Below are 17067 nucleotides of genomic sequence, written 5' to 3'. Positions count from 1 at the left end.
TGACGGGCATGGCGGCGCGCGATGAGCGGCCTTCACCACCTGATTCACCAGTACGGGCACCTCGGCGTGTTCCTGGTCGCCTTCGTCGAGGGCGAGTTCGGGCCGCTGGTCGGCGGCGCGCTCGCCAAGCTGGGCAAGCTCAACCCGGTGCTGGTCGTGCTGCTGTCGTGGGCGGGCGCGTTCCTGTCGACCACCATGCTGTTCTTCCTCGGCCGCTGGCGGCGCGAGAGCAAGATCGTCCACAAGGTCACCGACAAGCGCGCCTTCGCGCTGGCGCTCAAGTGGATCGACCGGCATCCGCGGTTGTTCTGTTTCGGCTATCGCTTCGTCTACGGGATGCGGATCGTCGGGCCGATCACGATCAGCCTGAGCCATGTGCCGTGGCGGGTGTTCGTGCTTCTGAACCTCCTCAACGGCATCGTCTGGGCGGTGATCCTGACCGCGTTCGGCTGGTTCGTCGGGCCGCACCTGGCGCGCGCGGTGGCCAGCTGGTTCACGCCCGAGCGGTTCACCATCGCCAGCGTGGTCGCGCTGGGTGCGCTGCTGATCGTCATCGCGCATCGCGCCGAGCGGTCGGCGGCGAAGAAGCGCGCCGCCGCGATCGAGGCCGATCAGGCGAGCCAGTCGGCCGCGCCGATCTCCCCCGCCAGCACCGCCGACTGAAGCGCCGCCATCTCCTCGGCCCAGTAGCGGTCGGTCTCGAGCCGCGGCGACAGCGCGCGGACCCGGGCGTGGAGCGCCTTCAGCGCCTTCCCGGTTTCGAGCGGGGCGTGATAGTCGACCCCCTGCGCGGCGGCGATCAGCTCGACCGCGACGATGCCGGCGGTGTTCTTCGCGATCGCGGTCGCCTTGCGCGCCGCGATCGGCGCCATCGACACATGGTCCTCCTGCCCCGCCGAGGTCGGGATCGAATCGACCGAGGCGGGAAAGGCGAGGCTCTTGTTCTCGGATGTCAGCGCGGCGGCGGTGACCTGCGGGATCATCAGCCCCGAATTGACCCCGCCGTCGTCGGTCAGGAAGGCGGGAAGCCCGCTCATCTTCGGGTCGACGAGGACGCTGGTGCGGCGTTCGCTGAGCGATCCCACCTCGCATAGCGCCATGGCGATGGTATCGGCGGCGAAGGCGACCGGCTGGGCATGGAAATTGCCGCCCGAGATGGCGTCGTCGTCCTCTTCGAACACCACCGGGTTGTCGGTCACCGCGGCGGCCTCGATCGTCAGCGTGCGCGCGGCATTGACGAGCAGGTCGAGCGAGGCGCCCATCACCTGCGGCTGGCATCGGAAGCTGTACGGATCCTGCACCCGGCCGCAGCGATGGTGGCTGGCGACGATCGGGCTGTCGGCGAGCAGCGCGCGGATCGCGGCGGCGACGCGGACCTGGCCGGGCTGGCCGCGAACCGCGCTGAGCCGCGGGTCGAACGGCTTGAGCGAGCCCTTGAGCGCGTCGACCCCGAGCGCGCCGCTGAGCACCGCCGCGCCGAACACGCGTTCGGCGAGAAACAGCGCGTCGAGCGCGATCGCGGTCGAGGCCTGGGTGCCGTTGATCAGCGCCAGCCCTTCCTTCGGCCCGAGCGCGAGCGGTTCGAGCCCGATGCGCGCGAGCGCGGCGGCGGCGGGCATCACCTCGCCGGCGAGGTCGATCCGGCCTTCGCCGAGCAGGGTCGCGACCATGTGCGCGAGCGGGGCGAGATCGCCCGAGGCGCCGACGCTGCCCTGCGACGGCACCACCGGCATCGCGTCATGGTCGAGCAGGCTCTGGAGCGCGTCGATCACGACCCGCCGGACCCCCGAATAGCCGCGCCCGAGCCCGACCAGCTTGAGCGCGATCATCAGCCGGACGACGTGGCGCGGCAGCGGGTCGCCGAGCCCGCAGCTGTGCGAGAGGATCAGGTTGCGCTGGAGCTCGGCGAGGCGGTCGGCGGGAATTCGCGTATTGGCGAGCAGCCCGAAGCCGGTGTTGACGCCGTAGACCGTCTCGCCCCCCGCGACGATCCGCCCGACCGCGGCGGCGGCGGCGTCGACCCGCGCCAGCGCCCCCGCGTCGAGCCGGCAGGGAGCGCCGCGCCACAGGTCGCGGAGGGTGGCGAGCGAAAGCGCTTCGGGATGGAGGGTCAGCATGGCGCGCCGTCTATCCGGTTCCGGCCGTTAACCCAAGTCGCGCCGCGCTGTCCCGGGGCGAGACGGGCGGCTGGCGCCCACTGGCGCGACCCGCGATCGGAAGGGACATTGGGCGCAACGAACAGGGAGAGTGACGATGCGCCGAGTGATGAAGCTGATCCGCGACAGCCGCGGCGCGACGGCGATCGAATATGCGATGATCGCCTCGCTGGTCTCGGTCGCCGCGCTTGGTGCCTACCAGCAGCTTGGCACCAGGGTCGACGCGAAATACCAGAGCATCAACAACGCGATGTAAGCCTTCTCGGGAGTGGGTGGGGACGGCGCGGAAGAGGCGACTCTTCCGCGCCGTTTTTTGCGCGGCGGGCGACCGGCGGTCTGTGAATTGGGGACTCGTTAACCATCGCCACATCAATGCACGCTAGCAGGGCGGCAGAGGGGAAGCGGGTGGCGAGCTTGGCATCGGATTCGACGACGACAGCGGCAGCCGACGGTCAGCGGTGGCCTTTCGCCGTGACCATCTTCGCCGGCAGCTTCCTCCTGTTCATGGTCGAACCGATGGTCGCGCGCATGGTGCTTCCCCGGCTGGGCGGCGCGCCGGCGGTGTGGAACAGCGCGATGCTGGTGTACCAGGTGCTGCTGCTCGGCGGTTACGCATTCGCGCATTGGCTGGGGCGGTTTTCGCCGCGGACCCAGGGCTTCGTCCAGGCCGGCGGCCTGCTGCTCGCGGCGCTGATGCTCCCACTCCACCTGCTCGACGCGGTCCCGCCGCCGAATGCCGACGCGTATCTGTGGGTGCCGTGGCTGCTGATCATGTCGATCGGCCCGCTGCTGCTGTTCATCTCGGCGCAGGCCCCGCTCGTCCAGCGCTGGTTCGCCTTGTCGGGGGGCGGCGATCCCTACCCGCTCTACGCGGCGTCCAATCTCGGCAGCTTCGCCGGCCTGCTCAGCTATCCGCTGCTGGTCGAGCCGCTGCTCACCGTGACCGAGCAGGCGCGGTACTGGAGCGTCGGCTACCTGCTGCTTCTCGTGCTCGTCGCGCTGACGGCGGCTCGCCTGCCGCGCGTCGCCCGCGCCGACGCCCGCCCGGTCGCCGACCAAGCGCCCCTGTCACGCAAGATAGTCGCGCGCTGGATCATGCTCGCGGCGATCCCGTCAGGCCTGATGTTGTCGACCACGCTTCACCTGACCACCGACCTCGTCGCGATGCCCTTGCTGTGGGTCGGGCCGCTGGGCTTGTACCTGCTGAGCTTTTCAGTGGCGTTCGCGCAGAACCGCCTGGCGGCGAGGGTGCTTGGCGCGGCGGCGCCGCTGCTGCTGATCACCGCCAGCTGGACCGTGTTCGCCGGGGTTTCGCCCTGGGCGCTGTCCATCGCCGCGCTGTCGCTGCTGACCATGTTCGCGCTGTCGGTCGCCATCCACGCGATCCTGTTCGACGAGCGGCCCGACCCCTCGCGCCTGACGGCCTTCTATCTCGCCATGTCGGTCGGCGGGGTCGTTGGCGGCCTGTTCTGCGCGCTGGCCGCGCCGCTTCTGTTCGACTGGGCCTACGAACATCCGATCCTCATGCTTGCCGCCGCCTATGTGCTCGGGGACCGGACGATCGTCCCCGCACTCGCGAAGCGGTGGGCCGATCCGGCGATGGCCGGGCGGGTCGCGCGACTGGGCGGACTCGCCCTCATCGCCGCCGCGCTGTTTCTTGCCAACTCCGGCCTTGAACAGGTGCCGGTGGCGAAGGGCGGCATGATCGCCCTGTTCAGCCTTGCCGCGCTGGTGGCCCTAGGCAATCGCCTGCTGTTCACCGCCGCGATCGCCGCGCTGATGCTGCTGACCGGCGGGCTCGAGCGGCTCGCCCTAAGTGTCGAGCCCGGCCGGATGACGCGCAGCTTCTTCGGCGTGGATACGATCGGCGTCACGCCCGATCATGCGCGGGTCCTGTTCCACGGCACCACCGTTCACGGGATCGAACTGCTGGGCAGTCCCGAGCGCGAACGGACGGCGGTCAGCTACTATAACCCCAATTCGGGCATCGGCCTCGCCATGCGCGCCGCGCCCGCGCTGTTCGGCGGGGCTGCGCGGATCGACGTCGTCGGCCTCGGCGCGGGCACGCTCGCCTGTTACGCCCAGCCCGGCCAATCCTGGCGCTTCTACGAAATCGATCCGGTGGTCGTTGGCATCGCCCGCCACCAGTTCTCGTTCCTGTCGCGGTGCGCGCCGGGCGCGCCGATCGAGGTCGGCGACGCGAGGCTGACGCTTGCCGGCAAACCCGGGGCGTCGGCCGACCTGCTCGCGATCGACGCCTTTTCGTCGGACAGCGTGCCGATGCACCTGCTGACGCTCGAGGCGTTCGATCTTTATCGCCGGCACCTCGCCAGCGACGGCCTGTTGATGGTCCACATCTCGAACCGGTTCCTCGATCTCGAGCCCGTGCTCGCCGAAGCCGCTGCGAAGGGGTGGGTTGCGCGTATCCGTTATTACGATCCGCCGCCCGCCGAGCGGGCGCGATATTATACGCACTCGCTGTGGGTCGCGATGTCGCCGTCGGCGGCGACGATCGAGGCGCTCGAACGCGCGTCGCCGCCCGAGGCGTGGCGGACGCTGCGGCGACGGGATGGCGCGACCGCATGGACCGACGATTACTCGACCATCCTGCCGGTGATCCGCTGGCAGGATGAGTGAAGGCGGCTCGTTAGGGCGTCGCGATCGCGTTCGAGATGCGCCGTCGCACCGGGCCAGTAAGCGATCAGGCGGCGGGTAAGCGCCGCGGGACGCGCAAGCCCTTGGTGCGGCTGGTGAGGTGGTAGGCGCGGCAAAGCGGGCAGCGGTAGGGGCGCAGGGTAACCGTTGCGTCGACGGCTACGGACCAAGCATCGGCTTCGGTCGGAAAACGGCGCTTTCGCGCACAAACGCCGGGGCGTGTTCGCATCAGCGGCCGACGGTTCGCAGCCATAGGATACGATTCCCGTTCTCCGCGAGACCGCAAGCATCCATCATAAGCAGCCAGATGGTGCCCCCTTCCTCCGACTTTCCTGACTCGACGCAACCACGGTATCGCGTCTTGATCCATTGTCGCTCAAGTGCCCGCAAGCGCGATCTCTGCTGCGGTGCAAGCCGGGTCATTGCAGCGCGATATTCGTGGTTTAACATGGCATCGAGCCGCTTGCCCTCTGCCTCGCTGCAATCGCGTATATTGGATGTGACGCCGCCGGAAGCCGCCATGCATCGTTCAAAAATCACGCTGGCGATCGTCGACTTGTTGGCCGAGGAAAATCGTGAATAGTCCGGGATGGCGGTGGACAGCAGCGCGAGGCCCAGGAAAATCATTTCGCAACGCCGATCATCGGCAGATCCAGCCCCTGTTCTCGCGCGCAGTCCATCGCGATGTCGTAGCCCGCGTCGGCGTGGCGCATGACGCCGGTGGCGGGGTCGTTCCACAGGACGCGCTTGAGGCGGCGCGCGGCGTCGTCGGTGCCGTCGGCGACGATCACCATGCCGGCGTGCTGCGAATAGCCCATGCCGACGCCGCCGCCATGGTGGAGCGAGACCCAGGTCGCGCCCGAAGCGGTGTTGAGCAGGGCGTTGAGCAGCGGCCAGTCGCTGACCGCGTCGCTGCCGTCCATCATGCTCTCGGTCTCGCGATTGGGGGAGGCGACGCTGCCGCTGTCGAGGTGGTCGCGGCCGATGACGATCGGCGCGCTGACTTCGCCGTTCCGGACCATTTCGTTGAAGGCGAGGCCGAGCTTGTGACGAAGCCCGAGCCCGACCCAGCAGATGCGCGCCGGCAGGCCCTGGAAGGCGATGCGTTCGCGCGCCATGTCGAGCCAGCGGTGGAGATGCGGGTCGTCGGGGATCAGTTCCTTGACCCGCTGGTCGGTGCGGTAAATGTCCTCCGGGTCGCCCGACAGCGCGGCCCAGCGGAACGGGCCGATGCCGCGGCAGAACAGCGGCCGGACATAGGCGGGGACGAAGCCGGGGAAGTCGAAGGCATTGGCGACGCCGTCGTCGAGCGCCTCCTGCCGGATGTTGTTGCCATAGTCGAAGGTGGGGATGCCTTGTCGCTTGAACGCGAGCATCGCCTCGACGTGGCGGGCCATCGAGTGGCGCGCCGCGGCGGCGACCGCGGCCGGGTCGCTCTCGCGCTTGGCGTGCCATTCGGCGACGGTCCAGCCGGCGGGGCAATAGCCGTTGGCGGGGTCGTGCGCGCTGGTCTGGTCGGTGACCGCGTCGGGGCGTAGCCCGCGCGCAACCATCTCGGGCAGGATTTCCGCCGCGTTTCCGAGCAGGCCGACGGAAGTGGGTTCGGTCGCGGTACGGATGATCTCGAGCGCTTCGTCGATGCTGGTCGCGCGACGGTCGAGGTAGCGGGTCGCGAGGCGTTTTTCGATCGAGCTTTCCTGGCATTCGATCGCGATGCAATGCGCGCCCGCCATCACCGCCGCGAGCGGTTGCGCCCCGCCCATTCCGCCCAGCCCGGCGGTGAGGATCCACTTGCCGGTGAGGTCGCCGCCATAATGCTGGCGGCCCATTTCGGCGAAGGTCTCGTAGGTGCCTTGCACGATGCCCTGCGAGCCGATGTAGATCCAGCTGCCCGCGGTCATCTGGCCGTACATCATCAGCCCGGCGCGATCGAGTTCGTTGAACTTTTCCCACGTCGCCCATTTCGGCACGAGGTTCGAGTTGGCGATCAGCACGCGCGGGGCGTCCTTGTGGGTGGTGAACACGCCGACCGGCTTGCCCGACTGGACGAGTAGCGTCTGGTTCTCGTCAAGCCGCTCGAGCACCTCGACGATCTTGTCGTAACAGGCCCAGTTGCGCGCGGCCCGACCGATGCCGCCGTAGACGACGAGGCTCTGAGGGTCTTCGGCCACCTCGTCGTCGAGGTTGTTCATCAGCATCCGCACCGCCGCCTCGGTGGTCCAGTGCCTGGCGATCTTGTGGGGGCCGGTGCGCGCCTTGATGTGGCGGCTGTTGTCGAGACGGGGATCGGTCATGGCGCGAGCGGTAGACCTATTCGCGCATCGGCCCAAGGGGTCAGTGGCGCGCGAGCCGGCGGTCGATCACCACGAGCGCGGCCCCGGCGAGCAGGAAGGCGACCGCGATGGCGGTGGCATAGAGCGCGACGGTGGCCCCGCCCAGTCGCCCGACGTTGAGGAAGGGGTAGGCGTAGACCCCTTCGGCAGCGCCGCGCGCGAGCGCGTAGGGCAAGTAGGCGAGCGGAAACAGCGCCCACAGCGCGGGGTCGATCCATTTGAGACGTCCCTTCGGGGCGAACACGGCCCACCACAGCGGCACCAGCAGAGGGGTGACGTAATGGAGCAGGCGGTCGGCGAGGAGCGCGCCGCCGCTGAGCTCGAGCAGGCCGCGCAGGAGGGTGATGTAGACCACGCCGACGAGGAGGATCGCCAGCGCCGCGCCGCCGAGCAGGCGCGGCGACACGGCGACGCCCGCCGCCCGCGCGGTCAGGGTCGACGCGACCATGAGGTTGGCGAGAATGGTGAAGTAGCGGGCGAGGATCCACAGCGTCGCGGGGGTCGAAAAGCCCTGCTCGCGGGTGGCGGCGAACTGGACGGCGAGGCCGACCCAGCCGGCGGCGGCGACAAGGCCGGCGGCGATCCTGGCCACATCGACGCGCGCTGGGCGTCGCTCGCTGATCCGTGTCTCTGGCGCCATGGCCTCGCTTTCCCGTGCGCGACTGAATCGGTTTCGGTCGCGGCGGTCAACCTTCGGCGGTGTACTCGACGCCCTCGAGCTTGCCGTCGCGGGTGCCGCGGCAGCGCCATGGTTTTTCCGCGCCCTCGACGTTGACGTAAATGTCGGTCGCGGCCTGCGACTGGTCGATGCGGTTGGTGCCGATCACGCGGGCGCCGGTTGCCTTCGCGACGGCGGCGAGGCATTTTTCCTCGAGCCCGCCCTTGCCGCGGATCGGGTCGGCGGACGCGGCCCTGGCGGGCGCGGGCATCGGTCGCGAGGGGACCGAGACGAGGGTGAAGCCGTCGACGGTCGCGACGACCTTGCCGCCGAGCGCCTTGGCCTGGTCGGCGGTGGGGCAACCGACGAGGTCGGCGCTGTCGTCGAGATAGTTGCTGGTCGCGGCGCTTTCGCCGAGGCGGCGGCAGGGGTCGCCGGCTTTCGGGTAGCCGTCGCCGAACGCGGCGAGCGAGGCGGGGAAGTCCGCCTTGACCGTGACGTTGTCGGTCGTCACCTGTTCGGGTTCGGACGTGTTCGCGACTTTTTCGGCCGGCTTGGGTCCGCAGGCGGCAAGCAGCGCGACGCCGCACAGCATGATCGTCAATTTCATGATAGACCGTCCTTTCGTCATCACGGGGAGCATCGCGATGAAGTGGTTGTTCTGGTTGTTCGCCGCGGCTTACCTGGTCGCCGTCGCGCTGTTCGCGGTTTCCGCCTTCGGCCTGTTCGGCCAGCCGCGCGATCCGCTCGGGGCGATCTTCCTGCTGCCGCTCGGCCTGCCGTGGACCCTGGTCGCGGCGCGGCTGGAAACGCCTCCCGCGCTGCTGGTCGTCGCCCTGCCGCTGATCAACCTCGCGATCCTCTACTGGCTATGGAAGGGTCGGCGCCGGACGGCGTGAAGCCGCCCGGCTGACCCGTCAGCCCATCAACGGCACTTCGGGTGGACGCGGATGTCGTTCGCCGCCACGACCCGGCCGTCGGCCATCGTCAGCTGTGCGCAGACCCGCGTCGCGCGGTTGTAGTAGATGCCGTACTGGGTGTTGGCCATGGTCGAGGAATCGACGTTGGCGAAGCCGCGCTCGGTCATCACGTCAATCGCGCGGATCGAATTCATCCCGGCGAGTCCGGCGAGCCCGTTGCCGGCCATCATCGGGCGGCCACCGGCGACCGAAATATCGAGGCGGAAGGCGCCGCGCTCGCCGCGCCGCGCCGACGCGCGCATCTGGTAGACGCGGATCTTGTAGGCGCCACTCGCGCTCAGCGTACCGCTGAAGTTGCGGCCTTCGTTCGAGCCGATGAAGATCGCCTGGTCGTTGCTGCCCGGCGGAAGGACGTTGAAATAGACGATCGGCGAGCCGGCAAGGCGGACGCGGAGCGTCTGGCCGGCGTTCGCGCGAACCACATAGTCGCGCGTCTGGTCGCCGGCGATCATCCCCGGGATGATCGTCGCCATCCGTCCGCGCGCGAAGTTCACATTGCTGGTGATGATCTGCGCCGAAGCGATCGTCGTGAGCGCGAGGCCCACGGCGAGGCCCGCGGCAATTTTTGGCGGCGACGAGGCGTGTGCGTGTCGGTTGCATGGGTATTGCCCTCCGTTCAAGCGGCGCCAGCAGGCCAAACGCAACCCGCGAGATGTCGCGCGCGAGCGATGCGACAACATAACCTGTATTAAATCAACCCTCGGCCGGAAATTAACGGGCCGGGCGCGCGCCGTCCTCTGGAACGGGCTGGCGCGGCGTTCAGCCGAACAGCAACGCCCACCAGATCATCAGCAGGCCGATGAGCGAAATGCCCCACACCAGCGTGCGGACCTTGGGCACGCCGGTCGCGTAGAGCGGGAGGTAGACGATCCGACCGGCGACGTAGATCACCGAGCCGAGCTCGGTCAGGCGGCCGAGGTGCCCCGCCGCCGCCGCCCCGAGCAGCGCGGCGACGAACAGGGGCAGGGTTTCGAACAGGTTCGCCTGCGCGCGAAGCAGCCGACCCCCGAGCGGGTTCAGGGGCGGCATCTTCTCGTCGCGCGCCCCCATGTTCCAGTCGGTCCCGTACTGGCGGGTCCGCGCATTGCCCGCCCACAGGATCTGGACGAGCGCGAGGAGGATGAGCACGCCGAGCATGGTATATTCGAGCCGCATCGCGCCGGTCCTTTCGATCGTGGGCCAGGGAAGAATAGGCGCTCGGCGGCGTGCGGCCAAGGGCGCGGGGTTGAAGCGCGGGAGGGGGCGGCCTAGATTGCGCGCGCGGACCGGGCCCCTCTGGCGGCTTCGATGACGAAGACGTGATGTCGGACCGCATCAGGAAATCGCCCGGTGCTCGTGCCCTTGTCGGCCACGCGCGCGGCGCGCTTTCCCGAGCGACAAGAACAGCGACCAGCCCGGGAGACTCGCATCATGGACGGCCTCATCACCCTGTTTTCGGACCCCGCGACCTGGGCCGCGCTGGCGACGCTGATCGTCATGGAAGTGGTGCTGGGGATCGACAATCTGGTATTCATCTCGATCCTGTCGAACAAGCTGCCCGAGGCGCAGCGGGTCCGGGCGCGGCGGCTGGGGATCGGGCTCGCGCTCGGGCTCCGCCTGGCACTGCTGTCGGGGATCAGCTGGCTGGTCGGGTTGACCGCGCCGGTGATCGACCTCGGGCTGGCGGGTGGACCGGGCCATGACGGCAAGCCGGTGTTCGAGACCGCCTTTTCGTGGCGCGACCTGATCCTGATCGCGGGCGGGCTGTTCCTGCTGTGGAAGGCGACCAAGGAAATCCACCACAATATCGACCCCAAGCCCAACGCCGATGTGTTCGACACGGGCAAGGCGGGGATCGCGTTCGGGGCGGCGATCGCGCAGATCCTGATGCTCGACCTCGTCTTTTCGGTCGATTCGATCCTGACCGCGGTCGGGATGACCGACGATTTGCCGGTGATGATCGTCGCGGTGATCGTGGCGGTAGCGGTGATGATGCTGGCGGCGACGCCGCTCGCCCGGTTCATCGAGCGCAACCCGAGCGTGGTAATGCTGGCGCTGGGCTTCCTTCTGATGATCGGCGCGGTGCTGATCGCCGACGGCTTCGGGGTGCATATCCCGAAGGGCTATATCTACGCGGCGATGGGCTTTTCGGGCGGCGTCGAGACGCTCAACATCCTCGCCCGGCGGCGGCGCGAGAAGCGCGAGGCGGCGGGGGCCGTCGCCTAGGCGTCGCGACCGGCGAACAACCGGCGGTCGGGGCCGGGCAGGCCGATCCAATAGGCGAGCTCGTCCAGATTCTCGATTCCCCACGCGCACAGGTCGGCGGCCTTGCCGGGGGCGATCGTCCCGACCTCGTGCGCGAGGCCGAGCGCGCGCGCTCCGCTCACCGTCATCCCCGCCAGCGCTTCCTCGGGGGTCAGGCCGAACAGGGTGGCGGCCATGTTCATCGCCAGCTGCGGGTTAAGCAGCGGCGCGGTGCCCGGATTGCAATCGGTGGCGATGGCGATGGGCACGCCCGCGGCGCGGAGCAGGTCGACCGGGGGCTTGCGGCTTTCCTGCAGCGCGTAAAAGGCGCCGGGAAGCAGCACGGCGACGGTGCCGGCGGCGGCCATCGCCTTGGCGCCCGCAGCGTCGAGATGTTCGAGATGGTCGGCGCTGAGCGCCTTGTATTTCGCCGCGAGCGCCGCGCCCTTCTGGTTGCTGAGCTGTTCGGCGTGGAGGCGGACCGGTAGGCCGTTGGCGCGCGCGGCGGTGAACACGCGCTCGACCTCGGCCGGGGAAAAGGCGATGGTTTCGCAAAAGGCGTCGACCGAGGTGGCGAGACCGGCCCTGGCGACGGCGGGAATCATCGCCTCGCAGATCATCGCGACCGTCGCCTCGCGGTCGGCGCCGGGTTCGAGCGCGTGCGCGGCGAGCAGGGTCGGGACGAGGCGGACCGGTTCGCCCTCGCCGAGCGCGCGGGTCGCGCGGAGCAGCTTCAGTTCGGTCGCGGTGTCGAGCCCGTAGCCCGACTTGACCTCGAGCGTAGTGACTCCGCCCGCCATCAGCGCGTGGAGGCGGCGGCGCGACTGGGCGACCAGCTCGGCCTCGCTCGCGGCGCGGGTCGCGGCGACGGTCGAGACGATCCCGCCGCCCGCCTTCGCGATCGCCTCGTAGCTCGCGCCCGAGCGGCGAAGCGCGTGCTCGTGCGCGCGGGTGCCGGCGAAGACGAGGTGGGTGTGGCAGTCGACCAGCCCCGGGGTGACCCACGCCCCGCCGAGCGCGGTCACCTCCTTGTAGCGGAACCCCGCGAGCTCGGCGCGCTTGCCGACCCGGACGATTCGCCCGCCGTCGATCCCGATCGCGGCGTTTTTAAGGAGGCCGAGCGGATTGCCCGGCGCGGGCACCATCGTCGCCACGTGGCAGTCGGTCAGCAGGCGGTCCCACATGGTGATGGCTTTGGGCGGCGGCGGTGCTAGGCGTCAAGCATGCGCTGGCCCAACCTCGCCGACCTGATCGTTTCCGCCGGCGCCGACGCGCCGGTCGGGCTGGTCGGGGCGCCGCTGGGGGCCGGGTCGGTCACGCCGGGGCGGTGCGACCTCGCGCCCGCGACGTTGCGCGCGACGCTGCGGCGGATCGGGCGCTACGACGTCGAGACGGGCCGCGAGCTGGTCACCCCGGTCACCGATTATGGCGACGTCGCGATCGACGGAATGACGATCGAGCAGGCGACCGCGCCGATCCGCGAGGTGGTCGCGGCGAGCGTGCGCGCGCACGCGCTGACGCTGGTCGCCGGGGGCAACAACGCGGTGACGCGTCCGGCGGTGCAGGGGCTGGGGCTGTCGCTGCAAGAGGTCGGGCTGATCACGCTCGACGCGCATTTCGACCTTCGCGACACGGCCGACGGGCTGGGCAACGGCAACCCGGTGCGCGCGCTTCGCGAGGACGGGTTGCCGGGGGCGAACGTCGCGCAGGTCGGACTGGCGCCGTTCGCGAACAGCGCGGCGATGCACCGCGACGCGATCGACGGCGGGCACCTGGTGGTGACGATCGGCGAGGTGCGCGCGGGAGGGATCGCTACGGCGGTCGAGCGCGCGCTGGCGCATGTCGCGCATTGCAACGCGATCGTCGTCGATTGCGACATCGACGTCATCGACCGCTCGCAATTTCCCGGCGCGCCGGGGGCACGGCCGGGCGGGATGGCGGTGGCGGACTTCTTCGCGGCGGTGCGGCGGCTGGCGGCCGAGCCGCGGGTGCGTGTGATCGACCTGACCGAATGGGACCCGCCGCTCGATCCGAGCGACCTCAGCGCGCTGACCGCGGCGCGGTGGGTGGCCGAATGCCTCGCGGGGTACGAGGCGCGCTGAGGGTCAGAAGCGCTGGGCGATGCCGGTGCTGAGCCGCCAGGCGGGGAAGTCGCCGCCGAGCCGCCGGTCGACCGCAACGTCGAGCTGGGTCTTGCCGCGCTGATAGATCAGCGCGAGTTCGGCGGCTTCGGAATGGGTGGTGCCCGAGGGGTCTTCGTCGCGCAAGGCGGACAGGTCGCCCTCGATCGCGACTTCCTTGGTCAGCGCCTGGTTGAGCGCGGCGGCGAACGTCTCGCCCGGGTGGTGGCCGTGCCCGTCGGCGTCGGCGAGCCAGTCGGCCTCGGGCATCAGCGTCAGCGTGGTCGCCTTCGACAGAGCGATGTCGACCGGGGCGAGCAGGCTCGCTTCGACCTTGCCGTTGCCGATCGGGGCGCGCGCGACCGGCAGCTTGATAAGCGGGTAGAGGCCAAACACGACCTTGGCGTCGGACGGGGTGAGGCGGAACTTGGCGCCGATGGTGGCGTCGCCGACCCCGTTCGCGGTGCTGATGTCGCCGCCGTCGCGCGAGCGAAGATGGACATAGGGCGTCCAGCTTGCCTGGATCTCGATCCCGTCGGCGACGCCGTAGCGCAGTTCGCTGCTCGCGAGGTCGAGCTCGTCGTCGCGGCTGGTGGCGGTGCGGCTGTTGGCCCACAGGAACGGCTCGGTTTCGAGCTGGAGGACGCCCTTGGGCATGGTGCAGGTGCCGGTGGCGAGGCCGGGAAGGTCGGCGCAAAAGTCGTCGTCGGCGAACGCTGGGGTCGCGAAGGCCAACAGGCCGAGAAGGGGGATTGAGCGCTTCATGGCGCGCCGCTTACGCGCGGCGTGGACAACAAGAAAGCCCCGCGAAGGCGAGCGCTGCTTGGTCTTGTTGCGGGGGTAGGATTTGAACCCGATCGGCTTCGCGGACTGCGCCCGGCAATCCGGTTGCCGATCGACCTTCAGGTCATGAGCCTGACGAGCGGACGCACAAAAACACCGTCCGGGGGCCGGTGTGACTGCGTTCGCGGGCTGCCGGGTCGGTGGTGTGTCTGGTTGCGGGGGTAGGATTTGAACCTACGACCTTCAGGTTATGAGCCTGACGAGCTACCGGGCTGCTCCACCCCGCGTCACCATTGTTGGCCTCAGGCGCCGGCGCTGGCATCCGCCAGCTGGGCTGTCCTCCCGCTCTGACGAGCGGTCCGGGCGGCCGTTCGGCCTTGCGAAGCCTTGCGGCTTCGGGGCCCTGCCCGGGACAAAAAAGCCGCCGCTCAGGTTTCCCCGGCAGCGGCCTTTTAATGAAATCGTGAATGGGTTTTTCCGTCTCTCGCGCCGGCTGCAAAGCCTGGCGACGACCTACTCTTCCGCAGCTTAAGCTGAAGTACCATCGGCGCTGTCTGGTTTCACGGCCGAGTTCGGGATGGGATCGGGTGGGTCACAGACGCTATGGCCACCAAGCTATGAAGCCGGCGCGGGAAGCGGAAAATTCTAGAAATCGTGCAATTGACCAAAAATATGGCGTCATCATCTAGCTGAAAAACCGTCATCGCCGACGTGCCCGACAGGGCTGTCGATGATGGTGGGATTCTTCAAGCGCGAACAGAGCAATTAGGACCGGTTAGCTCCATGCATTACTGCACTTCCACACCCGGCCTATCAACGTGGTGGTCTTCCACGGCTCGATGAAATCTTATCTTGAGGGAGGCTTCCCGCTTAGATGCTTTCAGCGGTTATCCCGTCCATACATAGCTACCCAGCTGCGCCGTTGGCACGACGACTGGTGCACCAGAGGTATGTTCAACCCGGTCCTCTCGTACTAGGGTCAACTCCTCTCAAATTTCGACGCCCACGGCAGATAGGGACCAAACTGTCTCGCGACGTTCTGAACCCAGCTCACGTACCACTTTAATTGGCGAACAGCCAAACCCTTGGGACCTGCTCCAGCCCCAGGATGTGATGAGCCGACATCGAGGTGCCAAACAACCCCGTCGATATGAGCTCTTGGGGGTTATCAGCCTGTTATCCCCGGCGTACCTTTTATCCGTTGAGCGATGGCCCTTCCACGAGGGACCACCGGATCACTATGACCGACTTTCGTCTCTGCTCGACTTGTCAGTCTCGCAGTCAGGCAGGCTTATGCCATTGCACTCTAACAGACGGTTTCCAACCGTCCTGAGCCTACCATCGCGCGCCTCCGTTACTCTTTAGGAGGCGACCGCCCCAGTCAAACTACCCGCCACAGAGGGTCCCTGCACCGGATAACGGTGCGAGGTTAGACTGTAGAAAACAACAGGGTGGTATTTCACATTGTGGCTCCACGACAGCTGGCGCCATCGCTTCAAAGCCTCCCACCTATTCTACACAATTGTTTCCCACAGCCACTCTGAAGCTGCAGTAAAGGTGCACGGGGTCTTTCCGTCTAACCGCGGGTACTCCGCATCTTCACGGAGAATTCAATTTCGCTGAGCATCTCCTGGAGACAGTGGGGAAGTCGTTACGCCATTCGTGCAGGTCGGAACTTACCCGACAAGGAATTTCGCTACCTTAGGACCGTTATAGTTACGGCCGCCGTTTACCTGGGCTTCAATTCGGAGCTTGCACTCCTCCTCTTAACCTTCAGGCACCGGGCAGGCGTCAGACCCTATACGTCGTCTTGAAGCCGACTTAGCAGAGCCCTGTGTTTTTGTTAAACAGTCGCTACCCCCTGGCCTGTGCCCCCCACGAAAAGTTGCCTTAACGTGGGGCCTCCTTCTTCCGAAGGTACGGAGGCAATTTGCCGAGTTCCTTCAGGAGACTTCTCTCAAGCGCCTTGGTATACTCTACCTGCCCACCTGTGTCGGTTTCGGGTACGGTCTATACGGTGGGGCTATTTCCTGGAACCTCTTCGCAGCCCTTATCAATCCGATAAGAAAGAACCACTTACGAGATCCGTCACACACCACCAGGTGCAGGAATATTAACCTGCTTCCCATCGACTACCCCCTTCGGGCTCGTCTTAGGGGCCGACTTACCCTGCGTTGATTAGCATTGCGCAGGAACCCTTGGGCTTTCGGCGAGAGGGCATCTAACCCTCTTTATCGCTACTCATGTCAGCATTCGCACTTCCGATATCTCCACCGTCGGTTACCCTTCGGCTTCACTGACTTACGGAACGCTCCGCTACCGCTGCAGTAAACTGCAACCCTAAGCTTCGGTGCATCACTTTAGCCCCGTTACATCTTCGCCGCAGAAACCCTTATTTAGACCAGTGAGCTGTTACGCTTTCTTTAAAGGATGGCTGCTTCTAAGCCAACCTCCTGGTTGTTTTGGGACTTCCACATGCTTTCCCACTTAGTGATGACTTGGGGACCTTAGCTGTAGGTTAGGGCTGTTTCCCTTTTGACGACGGACCTTAGCACCCGCCGTCTGTCTCCCGGACTATACTCTCAGGTATTCGGAGTTTGGTTAGGTTTGGTAGATCTCGCGACCCCCTAGCCCATCCAGTGCTCTACCCCCTGAGGAAAACATCCGAGGCACTACCTCAATAGTTTTCGCGGAGAACCAGCTATTTCCCGGCTTGATTGGCCTTTCACCCCTAAACACAACTCATCCGGTACCTTTTCAACGGTAATCGGTTCGAGCCTCCAGTGCGTGTTACCGCACCTTCACTCTGGTCATGCCTAGATCGCCGGGTTTCGGGTCTAATGCATCAAACTCAGTCGCCCTATTCAGACTCGCTTTCGCTGCGCCTACACCTATCGGCTTAAGCTTGCTTGATACATTAAGTCACTGACCCATTATGCAAGAGGTACGCGGTCAGATCTCAAGGATCCTCCCACTGCTTGTAGGCAACCGGTTTCAGGTACTGTTTCACTCCCCTCATCGGGGTGCTTTTCACCTTTCCCTCACGGTACTAGTTCACTATCGGTCATACACGAGTATTTAGGCTTGGAGGGTGGTCCCCCCATGTTCAGACAGGATTACACGTGTCCCGCCCTACTCGAGTCCAGTAAAGTTGTTTTC

The 17067-nt window shown here is 67.0% G+C and carries 15 protein-coding genes, 1 tRNA gene and 2 rRNA genes (1 of these 18 running past the window's edge); 6 read left to right on the top strand and 12 right to left on the bottom strand.

What is annotated here, in order from left to right; all coding sequences use genetic code 11:
• The first annotated feature begins 21 nt into the window (after positions 1-21).
• Entirely contained in the window at positions 22-663 is a 642-nt protein-coding gene (locus ABDK56_RS09220) for a DedA family protein (RefSeq protein WP_349807968.1), read from the top strand.
• Here the strand turns inward: ABDK56_RS09220 and hutH are convergent.
• Positions 612-2117, bottom strand: coding sequence for a histidine ammonia-lyase (gene hutH / locus ABDK56_RS09215; protein ID WP_349807967.1), 1506 nt, complete (start codon positions 2115-2117; stop codon positions 612-614). The genes ABDK56_RS09220 and hutH overlap by 52 nt on opposite strands.
• Positions 2118-2253: 136 nt before the next feature.
• On the opposite strand from hutH, the gene ABDK56_RS09210 reads away from it, so the two are divergent.
• Positions 2254-2412 carry a Flp family type IVb pilin gene (locus ABDK56_RS09210; protein ID WP_349807966.1) on the top strand — a complete coding sequence of 53 codons (159 nt, stop codon included), beginning with the start codon at positions 2254-2256 and terminating at the stop codon, positions 2410-2412.
• 215 nt (positions 2413-2627) lie between these two features.
• On the top strand, positions 2628-4793 hold the full coding sequence (locus tag ABDK56_RS09205; protein ID WP_349807965.1) for a fused MFS/spermidine synthase: 2166 nt from the start codon (positions 2628-2630) through the stop codon (positions 4791-4793).
• A 246-nt stretch (positions 4794-5039) separates the two neighbouring features.
• On the opposite strand, the gene ABDK56_RS09200 is transcribed toward ABDK56_RS09205, so the two are convergent.
• The 4 genes from ABDK56_RS09200 to ABDK56_RS09185 all read right to left on the bottom strand — a co-directional run bounded on the left by ABDK56_RS09200 (position 5040) and on the right by ABDK56_RS09185 (position 8412).
• A complete protein-coding gene (locus tag ABDK56_RS09200; RefSeq protein WP_349807964.1) occupies positions 5040-5438 on the bottom strand; it encodes a lysozyme inhibitor LprI family protein in 399 nt (132 codons plus the stop codon).
• Positions 5435-7105 (bottom strand): urocanate hydratase, encoded by a 1671-nt coding sequence (gene hutU / locus ABDK56_RS09195; protein WP_349807963.1) that lies wholly within the window; start codon positions 7103-7105, stop codon positions 5435-5437. The genes ABDK56_RS09200 and hutU overlap by 4 nt, the downstream gene beginning before the upstream one ends.
• Positions 7106-7145: 40 nt before the next feature.
• Positions 7146-7736 carry a Pr6Pr family membrane protein gene (locus ABDK56_RS09190; protein WP_349807962.1) on the bottom strand — a complete coding sequence of 197 codons (591 nt, stop codon included), beginning with the start codon at positions 7734-7736 and terminating at the stop codon, positions 7146-7148.
• A 94-nt stretch (positions 7737-7830) separates the two neighbouring features.
• A complete protein-coding gene (locus ABDK56_RS09185; protein WP_349807961.1) occupies positions 7831-8412 on the bottom strand; it encodes a hypothetical protein in 582 nt (193 codons plus the stop codon).
• A gap of 37 nt (positions 8413-8449) precedes the next feature.
• Here ABDK56_RS09185 and ABDK56_RS09180 point away from each other — a divergent pair, with 37 nt between their 5' ends.
• Positions 8450-8701, top strand: a complete 252-nt coding sequence (locus tag ABDK56_RS09180; RefSeq protein WP_349807960.1) for a hypothetical protein — start codon at positions 8450-8452, stop codon at positions 8699-8701.
• A 26-nt stretch (positions 8702-8727) separates the two neighbouring features.
• On the opposite strand, the gene ABDK56_RS09175 is transcribed toward ABDK56_RS09180, so the two are convergent.
• Positions 8728-9327, bottom strand: coding sequence for a hypothetical protein (locus tag ABDK56_RS09175; protein ID WP_349807959.1), 600 nt, complete (start codon positions 9325-9327; stop codon positions 8728-8730).
• A 214-nt stretch (positions 9328-9541) separates the two neighbouring features.
• Positions 9542-9937 (bottom strand): MAPEG family protein, encoded by a 396-nt coding sequence (locus ABDK56_RS09170; protein ID WP_349807958.1) that lies wholly within the window; start codon positions 9935-9937, stop codon positions 9542-9544.
• A gap of 255 nt (positions 9938-10192) precedes the next feature.
• Here ABDK56_RS09170 and ABDK56_RS09165 point away from each other — a divergent pair, with 255 nt between their 5' ends.
• The gene (locus ABDK56_RS09165) at positions 10193-10987 is read left to right on the top strand and encodes a TerC family protein (protein ID WP_349807957.1); all 795 of its coding nucleotides are present in this window, start codon (positions 10193-10195) and stop codon (positions 10985-10987) included.
• Here the strand turns inward: ABDK56_RS09165 and hutI are convergent.
• Entirely contained in the window at positions 10984-12189 is a 1206-nt protein-coding gene (hutI, locus tag ABDK56_RS09160; protein ID WP_349807956.1) for an imidazolonepropionase, read from the bottom strand. The genes ABDK56_RS09165 and hutI overlap by 4 nt on opposite strands.
• Positions 12190-12228: 39 nt before the next feature.
• On the opposite strand from hutI, the gene ABDK56_RS09155 reads away from it, so the two are divergent.
• A complete protein-coding gene (locus ABDK56_RS09155) occupies positions 12229-13107 on the top strand; it encodes an arginase family protein (RefSeq protein WP_349807955.1) in 879 nt (292 codons plus the stop codon).
• A 3-nt stretch (positions 13108-13110) separates the two neighbouring features.
• On the opposite strand, the gene ABDK56_RS09150 is transcribed toward ABDK56_RS09155, so the two are convergent.
• The 4 genes from ABDK56_RS09150 to ABDK56_RS09135 all read right to left on the bottom strand — a co-directional run.
• Positions 13111-13890: a transporter gene (locus ABDK56_RS09150; protein ID WP_349807954.1), complete on the bottom strand. Its 780-nt coding sequence runs from the start codon at positions 13888-13890 to the stop codon at positions 13111-13113.
• A gap of 228 nt (positions 13891-14118) precedes the next feature.
• Positions 14119-14195 (bottom strand) — tRNA-Met (locus ABDK56_RS09145).
• 213 nt (positions 14196-14408) lie between these two features.
• Positions 14409-14523 (bottom strand): 5S ribosomal RNA (gene rrf, locus ABDK56_RS09140).
• A 130-nt stretch (positions 14524-14653) separates the two neighbouring features.
• Positions 14654-17067 (bottom strand): 23S ribosomal RNA (locus tag ABDK56_RS09135); it runs 407 nt beyond the window's last position.

Origin of the sequence: Sphingomonas sp. ASV193 (assembly GCF_040203355.1) — a bacterium.
Taxonomy (GTDB): Bacteria; Pseudomonadota; Alphaproteobacteria; order Sphingomonadales; family Sphingomonadaceae; genus Sphingomicrobium.
This window is presented reverse-complemented; position numbering and strand designations above follow the sequence as displayed.

Coding starts and splice junctions, on each gene's coding strand:
- ABDK56_RS09220 (WP_349807968.1), top strand. CDS start 22: ATGAGCGGCCTTCACCACCTGATTCACCAGTACGGGCACCTCGGCGTG.
- hutH (WP_349807967.1), bottom strand. CDS start 2,117: ATGCTGACCCTCCATCCCGAAGCGCTTTCGCTCGCCACCCTCCGCGAC.
- ABDK56_RS09210 (WP_349807966.1), top strand. CDS start 2,254: ATGCGCCGAGTGATGAAGCTGATCCGCGACAGCCGCGGCGCGACGGCG.
- ABDK56_RS09200 (WP_349807964.1), bottom strand. CDS start 5,438: ATGATTTTCCTGGGCCTCGCGCTGCTGTCCACCGCCATCCCGGACTAT.
- hutU (WP_349807963.1), bottom strand. CDS start 7,105: ATGACCGATCCCCGTCTCGACAACAGCCGCCACATCAAGGCGCGCACC.
- ABDK56_RS09185 (WP_349807961.1), bottom strand. CDS start 8,412: ATGAAATTGACGATCATGCTGTGCGGCGTCGCGCTGCTTGCCGCCTGC.
- ABDK56_RS09180 (WP_349807960.1), top strand. CDS start 8,450: ATGAAGTGGTTGTTCTGGTTGTTCGCCGCGGCTTACCTGGTCGCCGTC.
- ABDK56_RS09170 (WP_349807958.1), bottom strand. CDS start 9,937: ATGCGGCTCGAATATACCATGCTCGGCGTGCTCATCCTCCTCGCGCTC.
- ABDK56_RS09165 (WP_349807957.1), top strand. CDS start 10,193: ATGGACGGCCTCATCACCCTGTTTTCGGACCCCGCGACCTGGGCCGCG.
- hutI (WP_349807956.1), bottom strand. CDS start 12,189: ATGTGGGACCGCCTGCTGACCGACTGCCACGTGGCGACGATGGTGCCC.
- ABDK56_RS09155 (WP_349807955.1), top strand. CDS start 12,229: ATGCGCTGGCCCAACCTCGCCGACCTGATCGTTTCCGCCGGCGCCGAC.
- ABDK56_RS09150 (WP_349807954.1), bottom strand. CDS start 13,890: ATGAAGCGCTCAATCCCCCTTCTCGGCCTGTTGGCCTTCGCGACCCCA.